Origin of the sequence: Klebsiella quasivariicola, from assembly GCF_002269255.1 — a bacterium.
Classification (GTDB): Bacteria; Pseudomonadota; Gammaproteobacteria; order Enterobacterales; family Enterobacteriaceae; genus Klebsiella; species Klebsiella quasivariicola.
Window position 1 is genome coordinate 807,121 of sequence record NZ_CP022823.1, and the last position, 22,186, is coordinate 829,306.

22 protein-coding genes are annotated in these 22,186 nt (G+C 58.6%); 11 read left to right on the forward strand and 11 right to left on the reverse strand.

All coding sequences use genetic code 11. The features are described from left to right. Positions 1 to 116 precede the first annotated feature (116 nt). Positions 117 to 2,990 carry an aminomethyl-transferring glycine dehydrogenase gene (gene gcvP, locus B8P98_RS04105; RefSeq protein WP_025712501.1) on the forward strand — a complete coding sequence of 958 codons (2,874 nt, stop codon included), beginning with the start codon at positions 117 to 119 and terminating at the stop codon, positions 2,988 to 2,990. A gap of 60 nt (positions 2,991 to 3,050) precedes the next feature. Beyond that, the gene (locus B8P98_RS04110; RefSeq protein ID WP_025712500.1) at positions 3,051 to 3,794 is read left to right on the forward strand and encodes an SDR family oxidoreductase; all 744 of its coding nucleotides are present in this window, start codon (positions 3,051 to 3,053) and stop codon (positions 3,792 to 3,794) included. Positions 3,795 to 3,932: 138 nt separating this feature from the next. Here the strand turns inward: B8P98_RS04110 and B8P98_RS04115 are convergent, their stop codons facing one another. The 6 genes from B8P98_RS04115 to B8P98_RS04140 all read right to left on the reverse strand — a co-directional run bounded on the left by B8P98_RS04115 (position 3,933) and on the right by B8P98_RS04140 (position 9,863). After that, complete coding sequence (locus B8P98_RS04115; RefSeq protein WP_025712499.1) at positions 3,933 to 4,436, reverse strand: protein disulfide oxidoreductase; 504 nt, start codon at positions 4,434 to 4,436, stop codon at positions 3,933 to 3,935. Beyond that, complete coding sequence (locus tag B8P98_RS04120) at positions 4,426 to 5,037, reverse strand: DsbA family protein (protein WP_025712498.1); 612 nt, start codon at positions 5,035 to 5,037, stop codon at positions 4,426 to 4,428. Before B8P98_RS04120 ends, B8P98_RS04115 begins: the two co-directional genes overlap by 11 nt. Position 5,038: 1 nt before the next feature. Further along, positions 5,039 to 7,048: a protein-disulfide reductase DsbD family protein gene (locus tag B8P98_RS04125; protein WP_095032741.1), complete on the reverse strand. Its 2,010-nt coding sequence runs from the start codon at positions 7,046 to 7,048 to the stop codon at positions 5,039 to 5,041. A gap of 49 nt (positions 7,049 to 7,097) precedes the next feature. Further along, a complete protein-coding gene (locus B8P98_RS04130) occupies positions 7,098 to 7,457 on the reverse strand; it encodes a hypothetical protein (protein WP_025712496.1) in 360 nt (119 codons plus the stop codon). A 124-nt stretch (positions 7,458 to 7,581) separates the two neighbouring features. Continuing rightward, positions 7,582 to 9,015, reverse strand: a complete 1,434-nt coding sequence (gene bglA / locus B8P98_RS04135; RefSeq protein ID WP_025712495.1) for a 6-phospho-beta-glucosidase BglA — start codon at positions 9,013 to 9,015, stop codon at positions 7,582 to 7,584. A gap of 119 nt (positions 9,016 to 9,134) precedes the next feature. Further along, entirely contained in the window at positions 9,135 to 9,863 is a 729-nt protein-coding gene (locus B8P98_RS04140; RefSeq protein WP_025712494.1) for a MurR/RpiR family transcriptional regulator, read from the reverse strand. Positions 9,864 to 9,913: 50 nt separating this feature from the next. On the opposite strand from B8P98_RS04140, the gene yqfB reads away from it, so the two are divergent. Together yqfB and trhA are read left to right on the forward strand one after the other, a co-directional pair. Continuing rightward, a complete protein-coding gene (gene yqfB / locus B8P98_RS04145) occupies positions 9,914 to 10,225 on the forward strand; it encodes a N(4)-acetylcytidine aminohydrolase (protein WP_025712493.1) in 312 nt (103 codons plus the stop codon). Positions 10,226 to 10,388: 163 nt separating this feature from the next. After that, positions 10,389 to 11,048 (forward strand): PAQR family membrane homeostasis protein TrhA, encoded by a 660-nt coding sequence (gene trhA / locus B8P98_RS04150; protein ID WP_025712492.1) that lies wholly within the window; start codon positions 10,389 to 10,391, stop codon positions 11,046 to 11,048. A gap of 410 nt (positions 11,049 to 11,458) precedes the next feature. Here the strand turns inward: trhA and ygfZ are convergent, their stop codons facing one another. Further along, positions 11,459 to 12,442 (reverse strand): tRNA-modifying protein YgfZ, encoded by a 984-nt coding sequence (gene ygfZ, locus B8P98_RS04155; protein WP_025712491.1) that lies wholly within the window; start codon positions 12,440 to 12,442, stop codon positions 11,459 to 11,461. A gap of 245 nt (positions 12,443 to 12,687) precedes the next feature. Between ygfZ and sdhE the strand changes: the two genes are divergently transcribed. Further along, positions 12,688 to 12,954, forward strand: coding sequence for an FAD assembly factor SdhE (sdhE, locus tag B8P98_RS04160; RefSeq protein ID WP_002916312.1), 267 nt, complete (start codon positions 12,688 to 12,690; stop codon positions 12,952 to 12,954). Continuing rightward, a complete protein-coding gene (locus tag B8P98_RS04165; protein WP_025712490.1) occupies positions 12,935 to 13,345 on the forward strand; it encodes a protein YgfX in 411 nt (136 codons plus the stop codon). The genes sdhE and B8P98_RS04165 overlap by 20 nt, the downstream gene beginning before the upstream one ends. A 6-nt stretch (positions 13,346 to 13,351) precedes the next feature. Here the strand turns inward: B8P98_RS04165 and fldB are convergent, their stop codons facing one another. Further along, on the reverse strand, positions 13,352 to 13,873 hold the full coding sequence (gene fldB / locus B8P98_RS04170) for a flavodoxin FldB (protein ID WP_025712489.1): 522 nt from the start codon (positions 13,871 to 13,873) through the stop codon (positions 13,352 to 13,354). Positions 13,874 to 13,973: 100 nt separating this feature from the next. Here fldB and xerD point away from each other — a divergent pair, with 100 nt between their 5' ends. The 5 genes from xerD to lysS all read left to right on the forward strand — a co-directional run bounded on the left by xerD (position 13,974) and on the right by lysS (position 20,056). Beyond that, the gene (gene xerD, locus B8P98_RS04175) at positions 13,974 to 14,870 is read left to right on the forward strand and encodes a site-specific tyrosine recombinase XerD (protein ID WP_025712488.1); all 897 of its coding nucleotides are present in this window, start codon (positions 13,974 to 13,976) and stop codon (positions 14,868 to 14,870) included. 22 nt (positions 14,871 to 14,892) lie between these two features. Beyond that, positions 14,893 to 15,606, forward strand: a complete 714-nt coding sequence (dsbC, locus tag B8P98_RS04180; protein WP_080897037.1) for a bifunctional protein-disulfide isomerase/oxidoreductase DsbC — start codon at positions 14,893 to 14,895, stop codon at positions 15,604 to 15,606. 5 nt (positions 15,607 to 15,611) lie between these two features. Next, complete coding sequence (recJ, locus tag B8P98_RS04185) at positions 15,612 to 17,345, forward strand: single-stranded-DNA-specific exonuclease RecJ (RefSeq protein ID WP_025712486.1); 1,734 nt, start codon at positions 15,612 to 15,614, stop codon at positions 17,343 to 17,345. An 85-nt stretch (positions 17,346 to 17,430) separates the two neighbouring features. Beyond that, positions 17,431 to 18,529, forward strand: a protein-coding gene (gene prfB, locus B8P98_RS04190) for a peptide chain release factor 2 (protein WP_095858446.1) whose coding sequence is annotated in 2 segments (ribosomal slippage) — positions 17,431 to 17,505 and positions 17,507 to 18,529 — 1,098 coding nt in all. Because the reading frame shifts where the segments join, the coding sequence is not laid out codon by codon here. 9 nt (positions 18,530 to 18,538) lie between these two features. Next, entirely contained in the window at positions 18,539 to 20,056 is a 1,518-nt protein-coding gene (gene lysS / locus B8P98_RS04195) for a lysine--tRNA ligase (protein WP_002916299.1), read from the forward strand. A gap of 209 nt (positions 20,057 to 20,265) precedes the next feature. On the opposite strand, the gene idi is transcribed toward lysS, so the two are convergent. The 3 genes from idi to B8P98_RS04210 are packed head-to-tail and all read right to left on the reverse strand — an operon-like array spanning position 20,266 to position 22,181. Next, complete coding sequence (idi, locus tag B8P98_RS04200) at positions 20,266 to 20,820, reverse strand: isopentenyl-diphosphate Delta-isomerase (RefSeq protein WP_080924660.1); 555 nt, start codon at positions 20,818 to 20,820, stop codon at positions 20,266 to 20,268. 53 nt (positions 20,821 to 20,873) lie between these two features. Further along, positions 20,874 to 21,590 carry a DUF554 domain-containing protein gene (locus B8P98_RS04205; RefSeq protein WP_025712484.1) on the reverse strand — a complete coding sequence of 239 codons (717 nt, stop codon included), beginning with the start codon at positions 21,588 to 21,590 and terminating at the stop codon, positions 20,874 to 20,876. A 12-nt stretch (positions 21,591 to 21,602) separates the two neighbouring features. Next, positions 21,603 to 22,181: a UbiX family flavin prenyltransferase gene (locus B8P98_RS04210; RefSeq protein WP_025712483.1), complete on the reverse strand. Its 579-nt coding sequence runs from the start codon at positions 22,179 to 22,181 to the stop codon at positions 21,603 to 21,605. Positions 22,182 to 22,186: the final 5 nt, after the last annotated feature.

Below are 22,186 nucleotides of genomic sequence, written 5' to 3' on the forward strand. Positions count from 1 at the left end.
GCCGCCTTCCTGCAGCGCGAATGATTTTGCGTATTCTGGCCCGGTAAGCATCAGCGCTTGCCGGGCAAACCAGTCAGACAATCACGATTCACCGCACGTTTCAGGAACCATCGCTCATGACTCAGACTTTAAGTCAGCTTGAAAACCGCGACGCCTTTATTGAACGCCACATTGGCCCGGACGCTCAGCAGCAGCAAGAGATGCTGAAGACCGTCGGCGCGGATTCGCTTAACGCCCTGATTGGCCAGATTGTGCCGCAGGATATCCAGCTGGCGACCCCACCGCAGGTGGGCGACGCGACTACCGAATTCGCCGCGCTGGCGGAGCTGAAGGCGATTGCCGGTCGCAACAAGCGCTTCAAGTCTTACATCGGCATGGGCTATACCGCCGTGCAGCTGCCGCCGGTCATTCAGCGCAACATGCTGGAAAACCCGGGCTGGTATACCGCTTACACTCCTTACCAGCCGGAAGTTTCCCAGGGCCGTCTGGAATCGCTGCTCAACTTCCAGCAGGTCACGCTGGATCTGACCGGGCTGGATATCGCTTCCGCTTCGCTGCTTGATGAAGCCACCGCCGCCGCCGAAGCGATGGCGATGGCCAAACGCGTCAGTAAACTGAAGAACGCCAACCGTTTCTTCGTTGCCGCCGACGTCCATCCGCAAACCCTGGACGTGGTTCGCACCCGCGCGGAAACTTTCGGCTTCGACGTGATTGTCGATGACGCCGACAAAGTGCTCGATCACCAGGATGTCTTTGGTGTGCTGCTGCAGCAGGTTGGCACCACCGGTGAAATCCACGATTACAGTAAACTGATCGCCGAGCTGAAAGCGCGCAAAGTGATTGTCAGCGTCGCCGCTGACTTTATGGCGCTGGTGCTGCTGACGGCGCCGGGCAAGCAGGGCGCCGATATTGTCTTCGGTTCCGCCCAACGTTTCGGCGTGCCGATGGGCTATGGCGGCCCGCACGCGGCCTTCTTCGCGGCGAAAGATGAATTCAAACGCTCCATGCCGGGCCGGATTATCGGCGTATCGAAAGATGCGGCGGGTAATACCGCGCTGCGCATGGCGATGCAGACTCGCGAGCAGCACATCCGCCGCGAGAAAGCGAACTCCAACATTTGTACCTCGCAGGTCCTGCTGGCCAACATCGCCAGCCTGTACGCGGTATTCCACGGCCCGGCGGGCCTGAAACGTATCGCTGGCCGCATTCATCGCCTGACCGACATTCTGGCCGACGGCCTGCAGAAGAAAGGGCTGAAGCTGCGCCATGCGCACTACTTCGACACCCTTTGCGTCGAAGTGGCGGATAAAGCCGCGGTGCTGGCGCGTGCCGAAGCGCTGCAGATTAACCTGCGTAGCGATATTCACGGCGCGGTGGGCATTACGCTTGATGAAGCGACCACCCGCGAAGATGTGCTGAACCTGTTCCGCGCCATCGTCGGCGACGATCACGGTCTGGATATCGATACTCTGGATAAAGACGTGGCGCTGGATAGCCGTTCGATCCCGGCGGCGATGCTGCGCGACGATGCGATCCTCACCCATCCGGTGTTTAACCGCTACCATAGCGAAACCGAGATGATGCGCTACATGCACGCGCTGGAGCGTAAAGATCTGGCGCTGAACCAGGCGATGATCCCGCTGGGATCCTGCACCATGAAACTGAACGCCGCGGCGGAAATGATCCCGATCACCTGGCCGGAATTTGCCGAGCTGCACCCGTTCTGCCCGGTCGAGCAGGCGGAAGGTTATCATCAGATGATCGCCCAGCTTTCTGACTGGCTGGTTAAACTGACCGGCTATGACGCCGTCTGTATGCAGCCGAATTCCGGCGCGCAGGGCGAGTATGCTGGCCTGCTGGCGATTCGCCACTATCACGAAAGCCGCAACGAAGGCCATCGCGATATCTGCCTGATCCCAAGCTCCGCGCACGGCACCAACCCGGCTTCCGCGCAGATGGCGGGTATGCAGGTGGTGGTGGTTGCGTGCGACAAAAACGGCAATATCGATCTCGCTGACCTGCGTGAAAAAGCAGAGCAGGCGGGGGCGAATCTCTCCTGCATCATGGTCACCTACCCGTCGACCCACGGCGTATATGAAGAGACCATTCGCGAAGTGTGCGAGATCGTGCACCAGTTCGGCGGCCAGGTTTACCTTGACGGCGCCAACATGAACGCCCAGGTCGGGATCACCTCTCCGGGCTTTATCGGCGCTGACGTTTCGCACCTCAACCTGCATAAAACCTTCTGCATTCCGCACGGCGGCGGCGGCCCGGGTATGGGCCCTATCGGTGTGAAAGCGCACCTGGCGCCGTTTGTACCGGGCCACAGCGTGGTACAGATTGAAGGCATGCTGACCCGTCAGGGCGCGGTTTCCGCCGCGCCGTTCGGCAGCGCGTCCATTCTGCCGATCAGCTGGATGTATATCCGCATGATGGGCGCGGAAGGACTGAAGCAGGCGAGCCAGAACGCGATTCTCAACGCCAACTATATCGCTACCCGGCTGAAAGAGGCTTACCCGGTGCTCTATACCGGCCGCGACGGTCGCGTGGCGCACGAATGTATTCTCGATATTCGTCCGCTGAAAGAAGAGACCGGCATTAGCGAGCTGGATATTGCTAAACGCCTGATCGACTTTGGTTTCCATGCGCCGACCATGTCCTTCCCGGTCGCCGGGACGCTGATGGTTGAGCCGACAGAATCGGAAAGCAAGGTCGAGCTGGATCGCTTTATTGACGCCATGCTGGCGATTCGCGCGGAAATCGATCGCGTTAAAGCCGGTGAATGGCCGCTGGAAGATAACCCGCTGGTGAACGCGCCGCACACCCAGGGCGAGCTGGTGGGCGAGTGGAACCATCCGTACAGCCGCGAGCTGGCGGTATTCCCGGCTGGGTTGCACAACAAGTACTGGCCGACGGTGAAACGCCTGGATGACGTATACGGCGACCGTAACCTGTTCTGCTCCTGCGTCCCGATGAGCGAATACCAGTAAGTGGTGAATTAGCTAAACTTTTAAAGGCGCTGCGGCGCCTTTATTTTTTGGAGGGAAGATATGGCGATAGCTCTGATTAGCGGCGCAAGCCGCGGCATAGGCCGGGCGACGGCGCTGCTGCTGGCGCAGGAAGGGTATACCGTCGCGGTTAATTATCATCACAACATTAACGCCGCCACCGAAGTGGTCAATACCATTGTTGAATCTGGCGGCAAAGCCACGGCGCTGCGGGCCGATATCAGCGATGAAGCGCAGGTGATGGCGATGTTTGAGGCGGTTGACCGCATGGGCGAACCACTGGCGGCGTTGGTCAACAATGCCGGGATCCTGTTTACCCAATGTACGGTAGAGAGCCTGAGCGCCGAGCGTATTAACCGCGTGCTGGCCACCAACGTCACCGGATACTTTCTTTGCTGTCGCGAGGCGGTAAAGCGCATGTCGCATCGGCATGGCGGCAAGGGCGGGGCGATAGTTAACGTTTCGTCGGCGGCGTCGCGCCTTGGCGCGCCGGGGGAGTACGTTGATTATGCCGCGTCGAAAGGGGCAGTAGATACCCTGACCACCGGGCTGGCGCTGGAAGTGGCGGCGCAGGGGATTCGGGTAAACGGCGTGCGTCCGGGGCTCATTTATACCGAGATGCACGCCTCCGGCGGCGAACCGGGACGCGTGGACCGGGTGAAAAGTTCGCTTCCGATGCAGCGCGGCGGCCAGCCGGAAGAGGTCGCTCAGGCCATTGCCTGGCTGCTGAGCGACAAAGCGTCGTATGTGACGGGTAGCTTCCTCGAACTGGCGGGCGGTAAATAACCCGTAGATGTCTATTGCCCGGCGGCGCTGCGCTATCCGGGAAGGTTTCCCCGGCTCGCGCTGCGCTCAGCCGGGCTACGGGTTCGCATCTTTGGGTAGCCCGGATAAGGCGTAGCCACTATCCGGGAACCCGACGGTCTACCAGGAGGCCAGCCATAGCCGCAGGCGCATTCCCCAGCTGCTGGTCCAGCCGGTGGTGACCGACTTCACCTCGCCTTGAGAAATGAACACCAGCGTTGGCGTCACCTGCACGTCCCACTGCCGCGCCAGCTGGCCGCTCGGATCGTTCACCGTCGGCAGCGCCATTTTCTTCCTGGTCAACCACGTCTCCAGCGTGGCGTTATCGCCGGAACGCAGGGCCACCGTCAGCACATTGCCGCCGTCGGCGGCAAGCGATGCCACCGACGGCGTGGTATAGCGACAAACTCCGCACCAGGTTGCCCAGACGTACAGCAGCAGCGGCTTTTGCTGGCTCATGGCGTTCAGATCCAGCGTCCTGCCGTCGAGTGTCTGCAGCGATGTGGCGCTGATGTTTTGCGGCAGCGCGGGCTGGCGAAAATAATCCACCGCCAGGCTCACCGCCGCGCCAATCAGCAGCCACACCGCCAGCTCGCGCAGCCAGCGCCTGATTTTACTGGCCACGGGCTTTCGCCAGCTGTTCTTTCACCAGCCCCTCCAGTTCATCAGCAGGGATTGCGCCGGCCACCATCTGATCGCCGATGATGGTCGCCGGGGTGCCCTGAATATTCAGCACCTGCGACAAAATCAGGTTCATTTTCAGCGAATCCATGGTTTTGTCATCAATATTCACGCTTTCGGTGGCGGTTTTCTTCTGTGCGGCGGCGATGCTGGCATCATCGTGATAGCCTTTTTTCGCCATCAGCCGCTGATGCAGCGCCCAGAACTTATCGGGCTGCTGATGCCAGGTGGAGAGCGCGGCTTTAGCGGCATTCACCGAACTCTGCCCTTTAAACGGCAGCAGCTTAACGATGAGCTGGATGTCCGGATTATCGTGGACGATTTTTTCCAGCAGCGGATCAAACTGTTTGCAGTAAGGGCAGTTGTAATCGGTAAACGAGACGATCGTGAGCTTCGGCGCTTTCGCGCCGGTGCGCGGGCTGTTCGGATCGTTAAACAGCAGCTGGGCTAACTGGTCATTACCGTTCGATTGCGGTTCTTGCTCCGGGGCGGCGAAGCTGAAGGCCGATACGCACAGCAGCAATAAGGCGGTGATAGCTCTCATGTTATTTTCCTTTAGCGGCGGACAGGGTAGCGAGAAGGTGTTCGCGATCTAACAGCGCAGGCAGAATTTGTCCCTGCGGCAATCCTGGTCCGTAAATCTGGTTAAACGGCACCGCGGCGTTGCCGCGAGCGGTTAAAAACTGACTAATGTCGGCGGAGGGGCGGCTCCAGTCGCCGCGTAAGGCGACCACATCTGGCGCTGAAAGCGCCTGCTGGACGTCATCGCGCAGCAGCACGTTGTATTTATTGGCTTTACAGGTCACGCACCAGTCGGCGGTGACATCAATAAACACCCGCTTATGCTCCGCCAGGGCGTTAGCGATAGCCTGCTCGCTGAGCGGCTGCCAGTTAACCCGGTCGCGGCGCGGGCCCTGGCCGTCCTGTTGGGCGACAAAGGCGACGGCGCCCGCCACTACGATGGCCAGAGCGCCCGCGCGCAGCGCCGTACGCCAGCGGTAGCGCCAGGCGGTGGCCAGCAGCAGAACGATGGCCAGAATCACCAGCAGGGTAAGCACCGGCGTACGGCCGATGTGGATCGTCAGCAGGCTGACCAGCCATAGCGCTGAGCCAAGCATCATTAACCCCAGCACCACCCGCAGATGATTCATCCAGCGACCCGGGCGCGGTAGACGTTGCGCCAGACCCGGCCAGGCGACGATAAGCAGCCACGGCAGGCTCATGCCGATCCCCATGGCGAAGAAAATACCCCACAGCAGCGGCAGCGGCGCCACCAGCGCCACCGAAACGGCGGTACCGAGGAACGGCGCGGTACAGGGCGTCGCCAGCAGAGTGGCGAAGGCGCCCTGCCAGAAATGGCCCATTAAGCCGTTGCCGCCCCGGGTGGCGAGGAAGGTACTGGCGCTGGAGGAGAGACGGATTTCGAACAGCCCTAATAAACTGGCGCTGAACAGCACCATTACCAGCGCCATCGCGCCGATAAACCATGGGTTCTGGAACTGGATCCCCCAGCCGAGCGCCTGATTACCTAAGCGTAGCGCGGTCATCATCAGCGCCAGCGCCAGGAAGGAGACGACGATCCCGCATACCGAGGCGAGGAACTGCCGCCGCACCGCGCCGCGTTCGCGACGTTCGGTTTGCACCAGCGAGCCGAGTTTCATGGCCAGCACCGGCAGCACGCACGGCATGACGTTGAGGATTAGCCCGCCGGCCAGCGCCATCAGCAGCACCCAGCCTAACGCCAGCCCCGGCGCGGCGCTGCCGGCGGCGATGGCGATCTTGCTTTCCTGCGCCTGGCCGCTATCGGCCAGCACCAGCGACAGCGTTTTGCCGCTCAGGTCCGGTGCCGCTTCGCCCCAGCTATCGGTGACCGGTACGGTGGCGGTCAACGTATCGCCGCGGCTGGTAAAACTCGGCTTGCCGAAATCGACATCCTCCATGCTGTCGATAAACAGTGCTGGCTGCTGCCAGCCGGCATCGCGGCGGGCGATTACCGTCAGCTTACCGCTGACGTAGCTGGCGCTAAGCGCCGAGGTGAGACCGTCGCGCAGGGGCAGCGTGCCCATCGCGCGGGTGAAATCGTAATTAAATTGCTCCCCCGCTGGAGCCGTCATATCCAGCGAAAAGGGATAGTCAGTGAGAATGCAGACATTGCTGCAGGTGGATAGCGTCAGGACGCCGCTAAGCGTCGGCGGTATTTTGCCGCGCAGGGTCATCGGGAAGCTGACGTCGCCGTGATACCCCTGAGTGGAAATACCCGCGACGTCGAAGCGTTGCGGCGTCGGCCAGCGCCAGTTCACCTCCAGCGGCGTGTGCCAGGCGATGGCCGGCGCGATGCCGCCTTCGCCCGGCGAACGCCAGTAGGTTTTCCAGCCCTTTTCCAGCGCTACGTCTAAAAGCAGGCGGGTGTCGCCATTGCTTTCGCTTTGCGCCCGCAGGCGCACGCTGGCGTGTTGATTGTCGGCGACGCGCAGCCAGCCGCTATCGGCGGCCTGGCTGACGGGCAGCCATAGCCAAAGCAGGCAGACCAGCAGTCGCCTGAATACCATAAACATAAATTTTCTCCGTAAGTAATAAATTAACCTGAGCTGTCAGGAGAATTAATCACTCACGGAAGACGCATAATCGTAGATGCACCCGCAATCGGGGGGGAGAAATGACGCGGGGAGGCCACTGGCGCTCGATACGCGGCGGGATCGCCGCCAGCACCGCCAGCAGGAGAGTGATAGCCAACAGCGCCCCTTCAAACAGCATCGGCGGAACGGCCATCAGCGACTTGGCGCTGAGCTCGCACGGCGTGACCGGCGCCTCGGCCTTATCCTGGCTTTGCTGTAGCGACGGGCTGTCGGCGGTGAGGTTCATGACCAGCGCGTGCATCCCGGCCATCCGTTGAGCGGTACAGGTCAGCACCACCAGACAGGCCAGGAGGACAAAAAGAATGGCTTTGCGTTGTCGCTTAATCATGATTGCCTCAAATATTCACGAGGCCTATCTTATCGGGCGAACGCGTTTTAGCAATGGTAAAGCTGTAAAGAAGTGTCTGACGGAGAAGTAATTTGCCCACTCCCGGCCGGGAGAGGGCGGTCAATTACAGATTCTCGCCGTTGCTGGCGATGACCTCTTTGTACCAGTTAAAGCTCTTCTTGCGCGAGCGGGACATATCGCCGGTGCCGTCGTCGTGTTTATTGACGTAGATGAAGCCGTAGCGTTTGCTGTACTGGCCGGTAGTGAAGGAGACGCAGTCGATGCAGCCCCATGGGGTATAGCCCATCAGATCGACGCCGTCATAAGTGACCGCTTTGATCATCTCTTCCACGTGGGCGCGCAGATAATCGATGCGGTAGTCATCGTTGATGCTGCCGTCGGCTTCTACTTTGTCGTAGGCGCCAAAGCCGTTTTCCACGATAAACAGCGGCTTCTGGTAGCGCTCATACAGTTCACACAAGGAATAGCGCAGGCCGACCGGGTCAATCTGCCAGCCCCAGTCGGAGGCCTTGACGTGCGGGTTCGGCACGCTGCCTTCGAAGCCGGAAATGGCATCGCCGGTACCGCCTTCGGCTTTCACCGCGTTGGTCATGTAGTAGCTGAAGCCGAGATAGGCGCAGGTGCCTTCGCGCAGGATCTGCGCGTCGCCGTCTTCCATCTTGATGTTGAAGCCGCGGCGTTCCCATTCATTCAACACATAGCTCGGGTAGTAGCCGCGCAGCTGGACATCGGTAAAGACGTAGCGCTCGCGCATCGACTCCTGGGCGAACATCACATCTTCCGGTTTGCAGGAGTAAGGGTAGAGGGCGACCATCGCCAGCATGCAGCCGACCTGCATTTCCGGGTTGATACGACGCGCCGCTTTCACCGCCAGCGCGCTGGCGACGAACTGATGATGCAGCACCTGGTACATGGTCTCTTCCGGGTTTTCATGCTCGGTATAGACCACGCCGGAACAGCAGTAGCCGAACAGCGGCGCGCGCCAGTTTCGCTGGTTATTGATCTCGTTAAAGGTCATCCAGTATTTCACTTTGTGCTTATAGCGCTCGAAGACCACTTCGGCGAAGCGCACAAAGAAATCGACCACTTTGCGGTTGGTCCAGCCGCCGTACTGCTGGACCAGATGCAACGGCATTTCAAAGTGGGAAAGGGTGATCACCGGCTCGATGTTGTACTTCAGCAGTTCATCGAACATGTCATCGTAGAATTTCAGCCCCTCTTCATTCGGCTGGGTTTCGTCACCCTGCGGGAAGATGCGGGTCCAGGCAATAGAGGTGCGGAAGCACTTGAAGCCCATCTCAGCGAACAGTTTGATGTCTTCTTTGTAGTGGCCGTAGAAATCGACCGCTTCGTGGTTCGGGTAGTATTTGCCCGCTTCGACCTGGTGGGTGATTTCGCGCGGCACGCCGTGCGCCCCACCGGTCAACACATCGCAGATGCTGGGGCCTTTGCCGCCTTTATTCCAGCCGCCTTCAACCTGATGCGCGGCGACCGCGCCGCCCCATAAAAAGTCTTTTGGAAGGGTCAATTTTTTCATCTTTGCTAATCTCTCTGAATCACTATTGCGATTGAGTCTAACAAAGCGAAAATGAAAGTCACGATATAACAAATTCCGCTAAACGTAATATGTTACATAGAAAAAACAGGTTGTTATTTTTAGCTGATTTTGCGCGCTAATTTACGCCCGAGCGATTCGAGAATATAGATCACCGGAATTTGCGTCGTAATATCGTAGACGCCGCCAATGCGCGTCTGCGGCACGTGCCAGGAGAGATTGAAGTCAGCCAGTTTCGCCAGCCGCGAATGCTCATGGCTGGTAATCGACATCACCTTACAGCGGTGCAGGTTGAACTGGCTGGCGAAGCGCAGGATCTCTTCGGTTTCGCCGGAGACGGAAAGCACAATCGCCAGCGCGTTACGGGCCATATCGTTGGTTACTGGAAAATAGGGATCATCAATATGGTTGCTGAATTTACCGACGTTGGAAAAGAAGCGCGCGCCATATTTCGCCAGCGCGCCGGAGGTGCCGGCGCCGACGAAAATAATACGTTCGGAGGCGAGAATAATATCGACGGCCCGGTCGAGTAATTCGTCAAATTCGTCATTGTTGACGCTTTTAAAAAAGCTCATTATTTCGCTGGCGCCGATATTTGCCTGTTGAGGCTCATTCTGCTCGAGATATAATTTAAAGCGCACGCGAAATTCAGAGTAGCCCTCGCACTGCAGTTTGCGGCAGAAGCGCAACACGGTGGTGGTGGAGACCCCGGCGGCCTCGGCCAGTTCGCGAATGGTCATGTACATCACTTTGTCACGATTTTTGATGACATAGTGATAGACCATCATCTCAAGGTTATTGAGACTGGCGACAGCGGCGTGGGAGAACATACTCACAGTGGCGAACTCACAATTCATAAAGACCAGGACGGAATTATATCATGCAGGCCAATGACATTACCTTTTTTCAGCGTTTTCAGGACGACATCCTCGCCGGGCGCAAAACCATCACTCTCCGCGATGCGGCGGAATCACATTTTAAACCGGGTGACGTCCTGCGCGTTGGGCGCTATGAAGACGACGGCTATTTTTGCACCATCGCCGTGACCGCCACCTCGACGGTGACTCTCGACACGCTAACCGAAGAGCATGCCCGGCAGGAGAATATGACTCTCGAACAGCTGCGGCAGGTCATCAGCGACATCTATCCTGGCGAGAGCCAGTTTTATGTCATTGAATTCAAAATGCTTTAAGATAATCAGGAACAGCTGTGAGTTGAAATAAAAATGTAACTTTATGATTTTAAAGTATTTACAAATATACATCTTTTTATTTTAGCTAACAGGTGTTCACTGGAATCATTCTCAGTTACCCTAAGTGGGCAATGAAAGCGTTCTTGTTTTCACGGAGTCAAATATGGTTCGCAAACCATTAATCACTCAGGGATATTCTCTGGCAGAGGAAGTTGCCAACAGCATCAGCCACGGGATCGGGCTGGTGTTCGGTATCGTCGGCCTCGTGCTGTTGCTGGTGCAGGCGGTGGACACTAATGCCGGCGCGACGGCGATCACCAGCTACAGCCTGTACGGCGGCAGCATGATTATGCTGTTCCTCGCCTCCACGCTCTATCACGCAATCCCGCATCAGCGGGCGAAACAGTGGCTGAAAAAGTTCGACCACTGTGCCATCTATCTGTTGATTGCCGGAACCTACACGCCGTTTTTGCTGGTGGGGCTCAATTCACCGCTGGCGAAGGGGCTGATGATTGTTATCTGGAGCCTGGCGCTGCTGGGGATCCTGTTCAAACTGACCATCGCGCACCGCTTTAAAATTTTGTCGCTGGTGACCTATCTGACGATGGGCTGGCTGTCGCTTATCGTGGTCTATCAGCTGGCGGTGAAGCTGGCGGTGGGCGGGGTAACGCTGCTGGCGGTCGGCGGGGTAGTGTACTCGCTGGGGGTCATCTTCTACGTCTGCAAACGTATTCCCTATAACCACGCAATCTGGCACGGCTTCGTGCTCGGCGGCAGCGTGTGTCACTTCCTGGCTATTTATTTGTACGTCGGCCAGTCCTGATAAACATCCCACGGTGGCGCTGCGCTTACCGTGGCGACGATACTCTGCGGCCTGGAAATCCCACGGTGGCGCTGCGCTTACCGTGGCGACGATACTCTGCGGTCTGGAAATTCCACGGTGGCGCTACGCTTACCGTGGCGACGATGCTCTGCGGCCTGGAAATCCCACGGTGGCGCTACGCTTACCGTGGCTACGATACTCTGCGGCCTGGAAATCCCACGGTGGCGCTGCGCTTACCGTGGCTACGGTTATCTGCGGCCTGGAAATCCCACGGTGGCGCTACGCTTACCATGGCGACGATGCTCTGTGGCCTGGAAATTCCGCGGTGGCGCTGCGCTCACCATGGTCACGATACTCTGCGGCCTGGTAGCCCGGCTAAGGCGCAAGCGCCGCAAGCCGGGAACTGTTCCTTAATTTTCTTCCAGCGAATACGGCAGCGGTTCAATGCGCAGGCTGCCGGCATCGTCGCGCACGCGGAACAGGCTATCCGGCTCCATATCGTTATTCATCACCACCTGCACCAGCAACTGGCCATCATCGAGCTGAACCGCCGCAAGCACCGTACCGGTGCGGCGCCAGTTATCGCCCATTTTCAGCTCCAGATCTTCCCCGGCTTCCGGCACCCGGCTGGCGGTCCCTGACAGCGTCCACAGCGCACGCTTATTGGCGCCGCGGAATTTCGCCCGCGCCACCATTTCCTGGCCGGTGTAGCAGCCTTTCTTGAAGCTGATGCCGCCCAGCGCCTGCAGGTTGGTGGCCTGGGGTATGAACTGCCCGCTGTTGGTGCTGTCGATAACCGGCAGACCGGCTTCAATATTCAGCGCCAGCCACTGCTGGCTGTTATTGAGCTGCGCTTCGCCGCGCAGCGCGTCGGTGACGCGGTTGGCGGTGTCGACATCGGTCACCAGCAGGAAGCGTTCGCCCGGATGTTCAAACCACAGCAGGCTGGTGGCGCCTTCGCTAACCACCGGTGTGGCGGCATCGGGCAGGGCGGAAAACAGCGGCGCCAGCGCAGCGCGCGCCTGAAAGCCGGCAACCCCCAGCAGAACCAGATCGTCGTTGGCGGCGATAGTGACTTTGGAGAAGACGGCATATTTTTTCAGCTCGGTCAGCTGCGCGTCGCGCAGGCTGCGGCGCTCAATCCATGCAAAGCCGCCGTCGCGACGAAATACGCGCAGATTGCTCCACATCTTGCCTTTGGCGTCACAGTGCGCGGCAAGCAGATGCTGAGCATCGGTGAGGTGACTCACATCAGCGGTAATCTGGCCTTGCAGATACTTTTCGCTATCTGGTCCGCTGATGGTCGCCAGCGCCCAGTCATCCAGGGTCATCAGCGTTAACGGCAGACGAGCGGAAGAGGAAGGCTGACGCGGAGGAAAAGGTGTAAAAGCCATAGTCGTATCCTGAATCGCTTTACGCAGTGTGTGTGACCAATGGTAAAAGAGCTATAGTGCATTGCAAGTGCTTTCAACAGGCCATTTGTGCGCTGACGTCGGGCAACGGCCTGGGGCGGGTAAGTAATAAGCCCATCATTATTTTATGGTTTTTATGGAATGATGCTCGCATTCAGCGATATTCCTGTAAAGTTACGGCATAAAACGGGTTAAACTAACCTATATTTTGCTGCTGGAAGATCAACATGGACATTAACAATAAAGCACGTATCCACTGGGCATGCCGCCGTGGGATGCGTGAACTCGATATCTCCATCATGCCGTTCTTTGAGTATGAGTACGATACCCTCAGCGATGCTGACAAACAGCTGTTCATTCGTCTGCTGGAAAATGACGACCCGGATCTGTTCAACTGGCTGATGAACCACGGCAAACCGGCCGATGCGGAGCTGCAGCGGATGGTAACCTTAATTCAGACACGGAATCGGGAACGTGGTCCTGTGGCAATCTGATCTCCGTATCTCCTGGCGCGCACAGTGGTTTTCTCTGCTGCTCCACGGCGTGGTGGCGGCCCTGGTGCTGCTGGTTCCCTGGCCGCTAAGCTACACCCCGATTTGGCTGCTGCTGCTGTCGCTGGTGGTCTTTGATTGCGTGCGTAGCCAGCGGCGGATCCATGCTCGTCGCGGGGAGATAAAACTGCTCACCGACTCCCGTCTTCGCTGGCAAAACGCTGAATGGGAGATCCTCGGCACACCATGGGTTATCAATAGCGGAATGTTACTGCGTTTGCGCCATGTCGATACCCGGCGCGGGCAGCATCTGTGGCTGGCGGCGGACAGCATGGATGCCGGAGAGTGGCGCGACCTGCGCCGGCTGGTGATGCAAAAACCGGCGCAGGAGTAAGCGGCGTCAGGAAAAGTGTTCGGCCATTTCGCCGAGGATCTGCTCGCACCAGCTCTGGATGCGCTTGTCGCTCAGGTCGTACTGGTTGGTTTCATCCAGCGCCAGGCCAACGAACAGTTGGCCATCGGCGATCACCGGTTTCGGGCTGGTGAACTCGTAGCCTTCGGTTGGCCAGTAGCCGACAAACTTCACGCCTTTGGTCGCCAGCTTGTCGTGCAGCATGCCCAGCGCGTCCAGGAACCATTCGCCATAGCCCAGCTGATCGCCCATGCCGTACAGCGCAACGATTTTGCCCGCCAGATCGAGGGTATCCAGCTGGTCCCAGACCGCCTCCCAGTCTTCCTGAATTTCGCCGAAATCCCAGGTCGGGATGCCGAGGATCAGGACATCGTACTGGCTCATTAGCGCGGGGGAATCATCTTTCAGATTGTGCAGCGTCACCAGCTCGGGGCCGATGATATCGCGGATTTTCTCCGCGGCCATTTCGGTGTAGCAGGTGCTGGAGCCGTAAAACAGACCTATATTCATCGCGTAAACATCTCGATTCTTGCCGTGAATAGCGGGCAGTGTACCAGAAAGGCATGCTCTTAAGGCATAATGAGAGCGTTTAACGAACAAAGAGGCCGATGTGAAACAGGATCTGGCACGAATCGAACAGTTTCTCGATGCCCTTTGGCTGGAGCGGAATCTGGCGGAGAATACGCTCAGCGCCTATCGCCGCGATTTGACGATGCTCGTGGAGTGGCTGCATCACCGCGGCCTGTCGCTGGCCAGCGTCGGCAGCGACGATCTGCAGGCGCTGCTGGCCGAGCGGCAGTCCGGTGGCTACAAAGCCACCAGCACGGCGCGCCTGCTGAGCGCCGTGCGTCGTTTCTTCCAGCATCTGTACCGGGAAAAAATTCGCCCGGACGATCCCAGCGCGCTGCTGGCCTCGCCAAAGCTGCCGCAGCGGCTGCCGAAAGATCTCAGCGAGGCGCAGGTTGAGCGCCTGTTGCAGGCGCCGCTGGTGGAGCAGCCGCTGGAGTTGCGCGATAAAGCGATGCTGGAGGTGCTGTATGCCACTGGCCTGCGCGTCTCGGAGCTGGTGGGCCTGACGATGAGTGATATCAGCCTGCGTCAGGGCGTACTACGGGTTATCGGTAAAGGCAACAAAGAGCGGCTGGTGCCGCTGGGGGAGGAGGCGGTACTGTGGGTGGAAAATTACCTTGAGTATGGCCGCCCCTGGCTGCTGAACGGCGTGGCGTCGGATGTCTTATTTCCCAGCCAGCGCGCCCAGCAGATGACGCGCCAGACCTTCTGGCACCGCATTAAACACTACGCCGTACTGGCGGGGATCGACAGTGAAAAGCTCTCCCCGCACGTGTTGCGTCATGCGTTCGCCACGCATTTGCTCAATCATGGCGCCGACCTGCGCGTGGTACAAATGCTGTTAGGACACAGCGATCTCTCCACCACGCAGATCTACACCCACGTGGCGACCGAGCGTCTGCGACAACTTCATCAACAGCACCACCCGCGGGCGTGAGTGCTGAATAAAAGGACTGAGTATGAAAAAAGGTTTATTGATGTTCACCCTGCTGGCGGCTTCCCTTTCGGGGGCGGCGCATGCCGATAGCGCGGCAATCAAACAGTCGCTGGCGAAGCTGGGTGTGCAGAGCACCGATATTCAACCGTCGCCGGTTTCCGGGATGAGCACGGTGCTGACCGACAGCGGCGTCCTGTACGTTACCGACGATGGCAAGCACGTCATCCAGGGGCCGATGTACGACGTGAGCGGCACGCAGCCGGTCAACGTCACTAACCAGCTGCTGTTGGGTAAGCTGAACGCGCTGAGCAACGAGATGATCGTCTATAAAGCGCCGAAGGAGCAGCACGTCATTACCGTCTTCACCGATATCACCTGCGGCTACTGCCACAAGCTGCATGAGCAGATGAGCGATTACAACGCGCTGGGGATCACCGTGCGCTACCTGGCTTTCCCGCGCCAGGGACTGCAGAGCCAGGCGGAGCAGGACATGAAGGCCATCTGGTGCGCGAAAGATCGTAACAAAGCGCTGGATGACGCCATGAGCGGCAAAGGCGTGCAGCCGGCGAGCTGCAGCGTGGATATCGCCAAACATTACACCCTCGGCGTGCAGATGGGCGTCAACGGTACGCCGGCGATGGTCCTCAGCAACGGCATGGTGCTGCCGGGCTATCAGGGGCCGAAAGAGCTGAAGGCGTTCCTTGACGAGCATAAAAAACAGACAAGCGGTAACTGATTCGCGTGAAACAACAGATACAACTACGCCGCCGCGAGGCGGTTGACGGCGTCGAACTCCCCGCCGGCCTGCCGCCGCTACTGCAGCGGCTGTATGCCAGCCGGGGGGTGCGCAGCGCGCAGGAGCTGGAGCGCAGCGTCAAAGGCATGCTGCCGTGGACGCAGCTTACCGGCGTTGAAAAAGCGGTCGAGATGCTGCATGACGCGTTCCTGAAAGGATTGCATATTGTGGTGGTCGGCGATTTTGACGCCGATGGCGCCACCAGCACCGCGCTAAGCGTACTGGCCCTGCGCGCACTGGGATATAACAACGTCTCCTATCTGGTGCCGAACCGCTTTGAAGACGGCTACGGCTTAAGCCCGGAAGTGGTCGATCAGGCGCACGCTCGCGGCGCGCAGATGATCATGACCGTTGATAACGGCATTTCGTCACATGCCGGTGTCGATCACGCCCATGCGTTGGGCATTCCGGTGCTGGTGACCGATCACCACCTGCCGGGCGATACGCTGCCGGCGGCGGAGGCCATCGTTAATCCCAACCTGCGCGATTGCGACTTCCCGTCGAAATCACTGGCCGGGGTGGGGGTGGCGTTTTATCTGATGCTGGCGCTGCGCACTTTCCTGCGCGATAAAGGCTGGTTTGAGGCCCGCGGCATCGCTGCGCCAAACCTCGCCGAGCTGCTGGATCTGGTGGCGCTTGGCACCGTCGCGGACGTGGTACCGCTGGATGCTAACAACCGTATTCTCACCTGGCAGGGGTTAAGCCGCATTCGCGCCGGCAAATGTCGGCCCGGCATTAAGGCGCTACTGGAAATTTCCAACCGCGATCCGCAAAAGCTGGCGGCCAGCGACCTCGGTTTTGCCCTCGGGCCGCGCCTGAACGCGGCGGGACGGCTGGATGATATGTCGGTCGGCGTGGCGCTGCTGCTATGCGATAACATCGGCGAAGCGCGGGTGCTGGCCAACGAGCTCGACGCGCTCAACCAGACGCGCAAAGAGATTGAGCAGGGGATGCAGGCCGAAGCGCTAACGCTCTGTCAGCAGCTGGAGCGCAGCGCCGATACTCTGCCCGGCGGACTGGCGATGTACCATCCCCAGTGGCACCAGGGCGTCGTTGGCATTCTGGCATCACGCATTAAAGAGCGCTTCCATCGCCCGGTTATCGCTTTTGCGCCCACCGGCGACGGCACGCTGAAAGGCTCCGGTCGCTCCATTCAGGGGTTGCATATGCGCGATGCGCTGGAGCGCCTTGATACGCTTTATCCTGGGCTAATCCTGAAGTTCGGCGGCCACGCGATGGCGGCGGGGCTTTCGCTGGAAGAGGCGCGTTTTGACGAGTTTCAACAGCGCTTCGGCGAGCTGGTGACCGAATGGCTGGATCCCGCATTATTGCAGGGCGAAGTGGTCTCCGACGGCCCGCTGACGGCGGCGGAGATGAGCATGGAAGTGGCGCAGATGCTGCGCGATGCCGGGCCATGGGGGCAGATGTTCCCGGAACCGCTGTTTGACGGTCGCTTCCGCCTGCTGCAGCAGCGGCTGGTGGGCGAGCGCCACCTGAAGGTGATGGTCGAGCCGGTTGACGGCGGCCCGCTGCTGGACGGTATCGCCTTCAACGTTGATACTTCCATCTGGCCCGACAACGGCGTGCGTGAAGTCCAGTTAGCCTACAAGCTCGACATCAACGAGTTCCGCGGCAACCGCAGCCTGCAGCTGATCATCGATCACCTCTGGCCAAATTGACAACAGTGTAGGAATAAGGGCGCGAATCCGGTAGAATTCCGCTCTTATCACCGCATTTTGACAAATCCATTAAAAGAAACCGACCATGTTTGAAATAAATCCGGTAAAAAACCGCATTCAGGACCTCACGGAGCGCTCCGACGTTCTTAGGGGGTATCTTTGACTACGATGCCAAGAAAGAGCGTCTCGAAGAAGTAAACGCCGAGCTGGAACAGCCGGACGTGTGGAACGAACCCGAACGCGCCCAGGCGCTGGGTAAAGAGCGTTCTTCCCTGGAAGCCATCGTAGATACCCTGGATCAGATGTCCCAGGGGCTGGAAGATGTTGCCGGCCTGCTGGATCTGGCCGTGGAAGCGGACGACGAAGAAACCTTCAACGAAGCCGTCGCCGAGCTGGATACGCTGGAAGAGAAGCTGGCGCAGCTTGAGTTCCGCCGCATGTTCTCCGGCGAATACGACAGCGCCGATTGCTACCTCGATATTCAGGCCGGTTCCGGTGGCACCGAAGCCCAGGACTGGGCCAGCATGCTGATGCGCATGTACCTGCGCTGGGCGGAAGCCCGCGGCTTTAAGACCGAGATCATCGAAGAATCCGAAGGTGAAGTCGCGGGGATTAAATCCGTGACCATCAAGATCATTGGCGATTACGCCTACGGCTGGCTGCGTACTGAAACCGGTGTTCACCGTCTGGTGCGTAAGAGCCCGTTCGATTCCGGCGGCCGCCGTCATACCTCCTTCAGCTCCGCGTTTGTTTATCCGGAAGTGGAAGACGATATCGATATCGAAATTAACCCGGCCGACCTGCGCATTGACGTATATCGCGCCTCCGGCGCCGGTGGTCAGCACGTTAACCGTACAGAATCCGCGGTGCGTATTACCCATATCCCGACCGGGTTGGTGACGCAGTGCCAGAACGACCGTTCGCAGCACAAGAACAAAGACCAGGCCATGAAGCAGATGAAAGCGAAGCTTTATGAGCTGGAAATGCAGAAGAAAAATGCCGAGAAGCAGGCGATGGAAGACAACAAGTCCGATATCGGCTGGGGCAGCCAGATCCGCTCTTACGTGCTGGATGACTCGCGTATTAAAGATCTGCGTACCGGGGTGGAAACCCGCAACACTCAGGCGGTGCTCGATGGCAGCCTGGACCAATTTATCGAAGCAAGTTTGAAAGCAGGGTTATGAGGAACCAACATGTCTGAACAACAAGCACAGGGCGCTGACGCGGCAATTGACCTTAATAATGAACTGAAAACCCGTCGCGAGAAGCTGGCTGCGCTGCGTGAGCAGGGCGTCGCTTTCCCGAACGATTTCCGTCGTGACCATACCTCTGACCAACTGCACGCTGACTTCGATGGCAAAGAAAACGAAGAGCTGGAAGCGCTGAACGTTGAAGTGGCCGTTGCTGGCCGCATGATGACCCGTCGTATCATGGGGAAAGCGTCCTTCGTGACCCTGCAGGACGTTGGTGGCCGCATTCAGCTGTACGTGGCGCGTGATGACCTGGCGGAAGGCGTTTACAACGATCAGTTCAAAAAATGGGACCTCGGCGACATCATTGCCGCCCGCGGTAAGCTGTTCAAGACCAAAACCGGTGAGCTGTCTATCCACTGCACCGAGCTGCGTCTGCTGACCAAAGCCCTGCGCCCGTTACCGGACAAATTCCATGGCCTGCAGGATCAGGAAGCGCGCTATCGTCAGCGTTACCTCGATCTGATCTCCAATGATGAATCCCGCAAGACCTTTAAAGTGCGTTCGCAGATCCTGGCGGGCATCCGTCAGTTCATGGTTGGCCGCGGCTTTATGGAAGTGGAAACCCCGATGATGCAGGTGATCCCGGGCGGTGCTTCCGCGCGTCCGTTCATCACCCATCATAACGCGCTGGATCTGGACATGTACCTGCGTATCGCGCCGGAACTGTACCTCAAGCGTCTGGTGGTCGGCGGCTTCGAACGCGTCTTCGAGATCAACCGTAACTTCCGTAACGAAGGGATCTCCGTTCGTCATAACCCTGAGTTCACCATGATGGAACTCTACATGGCGTACGCGGATTACAAAGATCTGATCGAGCTGACCGAATCCCTGTTCCGCACCCTGGCGCAGGACATCCTCGGCAACACCGAAGTGCCTTACGGCGACCAGGTGTTCGACTTCGGCAAACCGTTCGAAAAACTGACCATGCGCGAAGCGATCAAGAAATACCGTCCGGAAACCGAGATGGCGGATCTGGATAACTTCGATTCTGCGAAAGCGATCGCTGAGTCTATCGGCATCAAAGTTGAGAAGAGCTGGGGTCTGGGCCGTATCGTGACCGAGATCTTCGAAGAAGTGGCGGAAGCACACCTGATTCAGCCGACCTTCATCACCGAATACCCGGCGGAAGTTTCTCCGCTGGCGCGCCGTAACGACGTGAATCCGGAAATCACCGACCGCTTTGAATTCTTCATCGGCGGCCGCGAAATCGGTAACGGCTTTAGCGAGCTGAACGACGCCGAAGACCAGGCGCAGCGTTTCCAGGATCAGGTTGATGCGAAAGCCGCAGGCGACGACGAAGCGATGTTCTACGATGAAGACTATGTCACCGCGCTGGAACACGGTCTGCCGCCGACCGCGGGTCTGGGCATCGGTATCGACCGCATGGTCATGCTGTTCACCAACAGCCACACCATCCGCGACGTTATTCTGTTCCCGGCAATGCGTCCGCAGAAATAATCGCCCTTCGCGAAAAGCAAAAAACCCGGCTTGCCGGGTTTTTTTATGTCTGATGTGAGGTCCGAAGACTGGCGTAGCGGGGAGTCCCGGATAGCGGCGTAAACGCCTTATCCGGGCTATGCGACGGCGAGCCGTAGGCCTGTGCAAGCGTAGCGCCGCCGGGCAGTGATGACAGGTACAGGCTGCGCCTGGCCTGGAGAATATTCAGCTTACGCGCGCAGGCGTGCAACGAAACCGATCAACGCCTGGCGGGCGTCCTGGTTTTCCGCTTCCAGTACCATCCACGGGCTGAACGCCCACGGCGTGGCGGCCAGCGCGCTTAACATGGTTGGCAGGTCAACCCACTGATAGTCCATGACTTCATCGTCGTTAGGCTGCAGCTCACTCACCACGCGCGCGGCATATACCGGGCATACTTCGTTCTCAACGATGCCGTTCGGGGCAACCGCCCGGTAGCGGAAGGCCGGGTGAATCGGCGCGATATCGGCAATCTCCACGCCGAGCTCGAAGCGACAGCGGCGCGTAACGGCCTGCTCGAAGGTCTCGCCCTGCTGGGGGTGTCCGCAGACCGAGTTGGTCCACACCCCGGGCCAGGCCTTTTTGCCTAGTGAACGGCGGGTGACCAGAAACTGTCCCTGCTCATTGAACAGCCAGCAGGAAAACGCGAGGTGCAAAGGGGTATTGAGCGTGTGGGCGGCATACTTCTCCAGCATACCGGCAGGCTGATCCTGCTCATCCAGCAAAATGACGTGTTCCCCGGCCATAACGACTCCTGAAAATAAAAAATGACCCGGCACAAACCCGCCGGGTCATGTACTCAGGCCACTAGGGTAGCCCATAAATGGGAGAAAGGCATTACCAAAACAAGCCCTGGCAGCATGTTGGCGACCGGGAAAAGCTTAATGTTGCAGATGCGTAATCCCGTGGCCACCATCAGCAATCCACCGGCGCAGGAGAAATCCGCCATCATTGACGGGGTGATCATCGGCAGAATAAACACTGCCAGCATCGCCAGCGCCACCTGAATCACAATCTGCGGGATAGCGATGGTCATCACCGCGTAACCCAGCAGCGTCGCGAAGATCCCGGCGGTAAACAGATCGAGGATCGTTTTAATGTACAGGATCGATGGATCGCCGCTCATACCTTCGGTCATGGCACCAAAAATACCGGTACCGCTGGCGCAAAACAGGACCAAAATAGCCACGAATTTTTCGGTGAACTCTTCGTGACCTAATCCCTGAACGGGGGGCAGGACTTTATTAATCAACCCACGCGTTGATCCCGCCGCGCGACCGATACGTTTTTCCAGGTGCAACAGTTCGCCAAGGAAAGCGCCGAGTACCATCGCCAGCACTACCGCCGGCATATATTTCACCTTCAGCACCAGGGTGATCCCCAGGCCGACGGAGCAGAGACCAAAGGTCATCGGCAGAGCTGTTTTGACGCGTTCCGGAAGTTTGCCTCCGGCCATTGCGCCAATTAATCCGCCGATAATCACGGCGGAACCATTTACATACGGACCAATTAACATTGCGAGTTCCTGTTACGCGTAATGCAGCTCGCCTTCACCCCAGCGTGGGATGTTATTGACCTCCAGGCCAAACAGGTCAAGCGCGCGGTTTACGCTATGGGTAATAATGTCATCTGCGCTTTGCGGACGCTGATAGAGCGCGGGCACCGGCGGAAAGATGATGCCGCCCATCTCGGTCACCGCCGCCATATTGCGTATATGGCCGAGATTAAGCGGCGTCTCGCGCGCCAGCAGCACCAGCCGTCGGCGTTCCTTAAGCACTACGTCCGCCGCGCGGGTAAGCAGATTATCGGTGAGACAATGGGCGATAGCGCCCAATGACCGCATCGAGCAGGGGGCGACTAACATCCCCAGCGTTTTAAACGAGCCGCTGGAGATGGACGCGCCCAGGTGGTTGATGGGATGTACCACGTCAGCCAGCGCCATCACGTCGTCTAAGCGGTAATCCGTTTCCAGTTCGCAGGTTTTTTCCGCGCCTTTGGAGACCACCAGATGAACCTCTACCGCCAGTGGCCGCAAGAGTTCCAGCGCTTTGACGCCGTACTGGAACCCGGAAGCGCCGCTAATGCCAATGATGATGCGTGGTGTCATGGTCA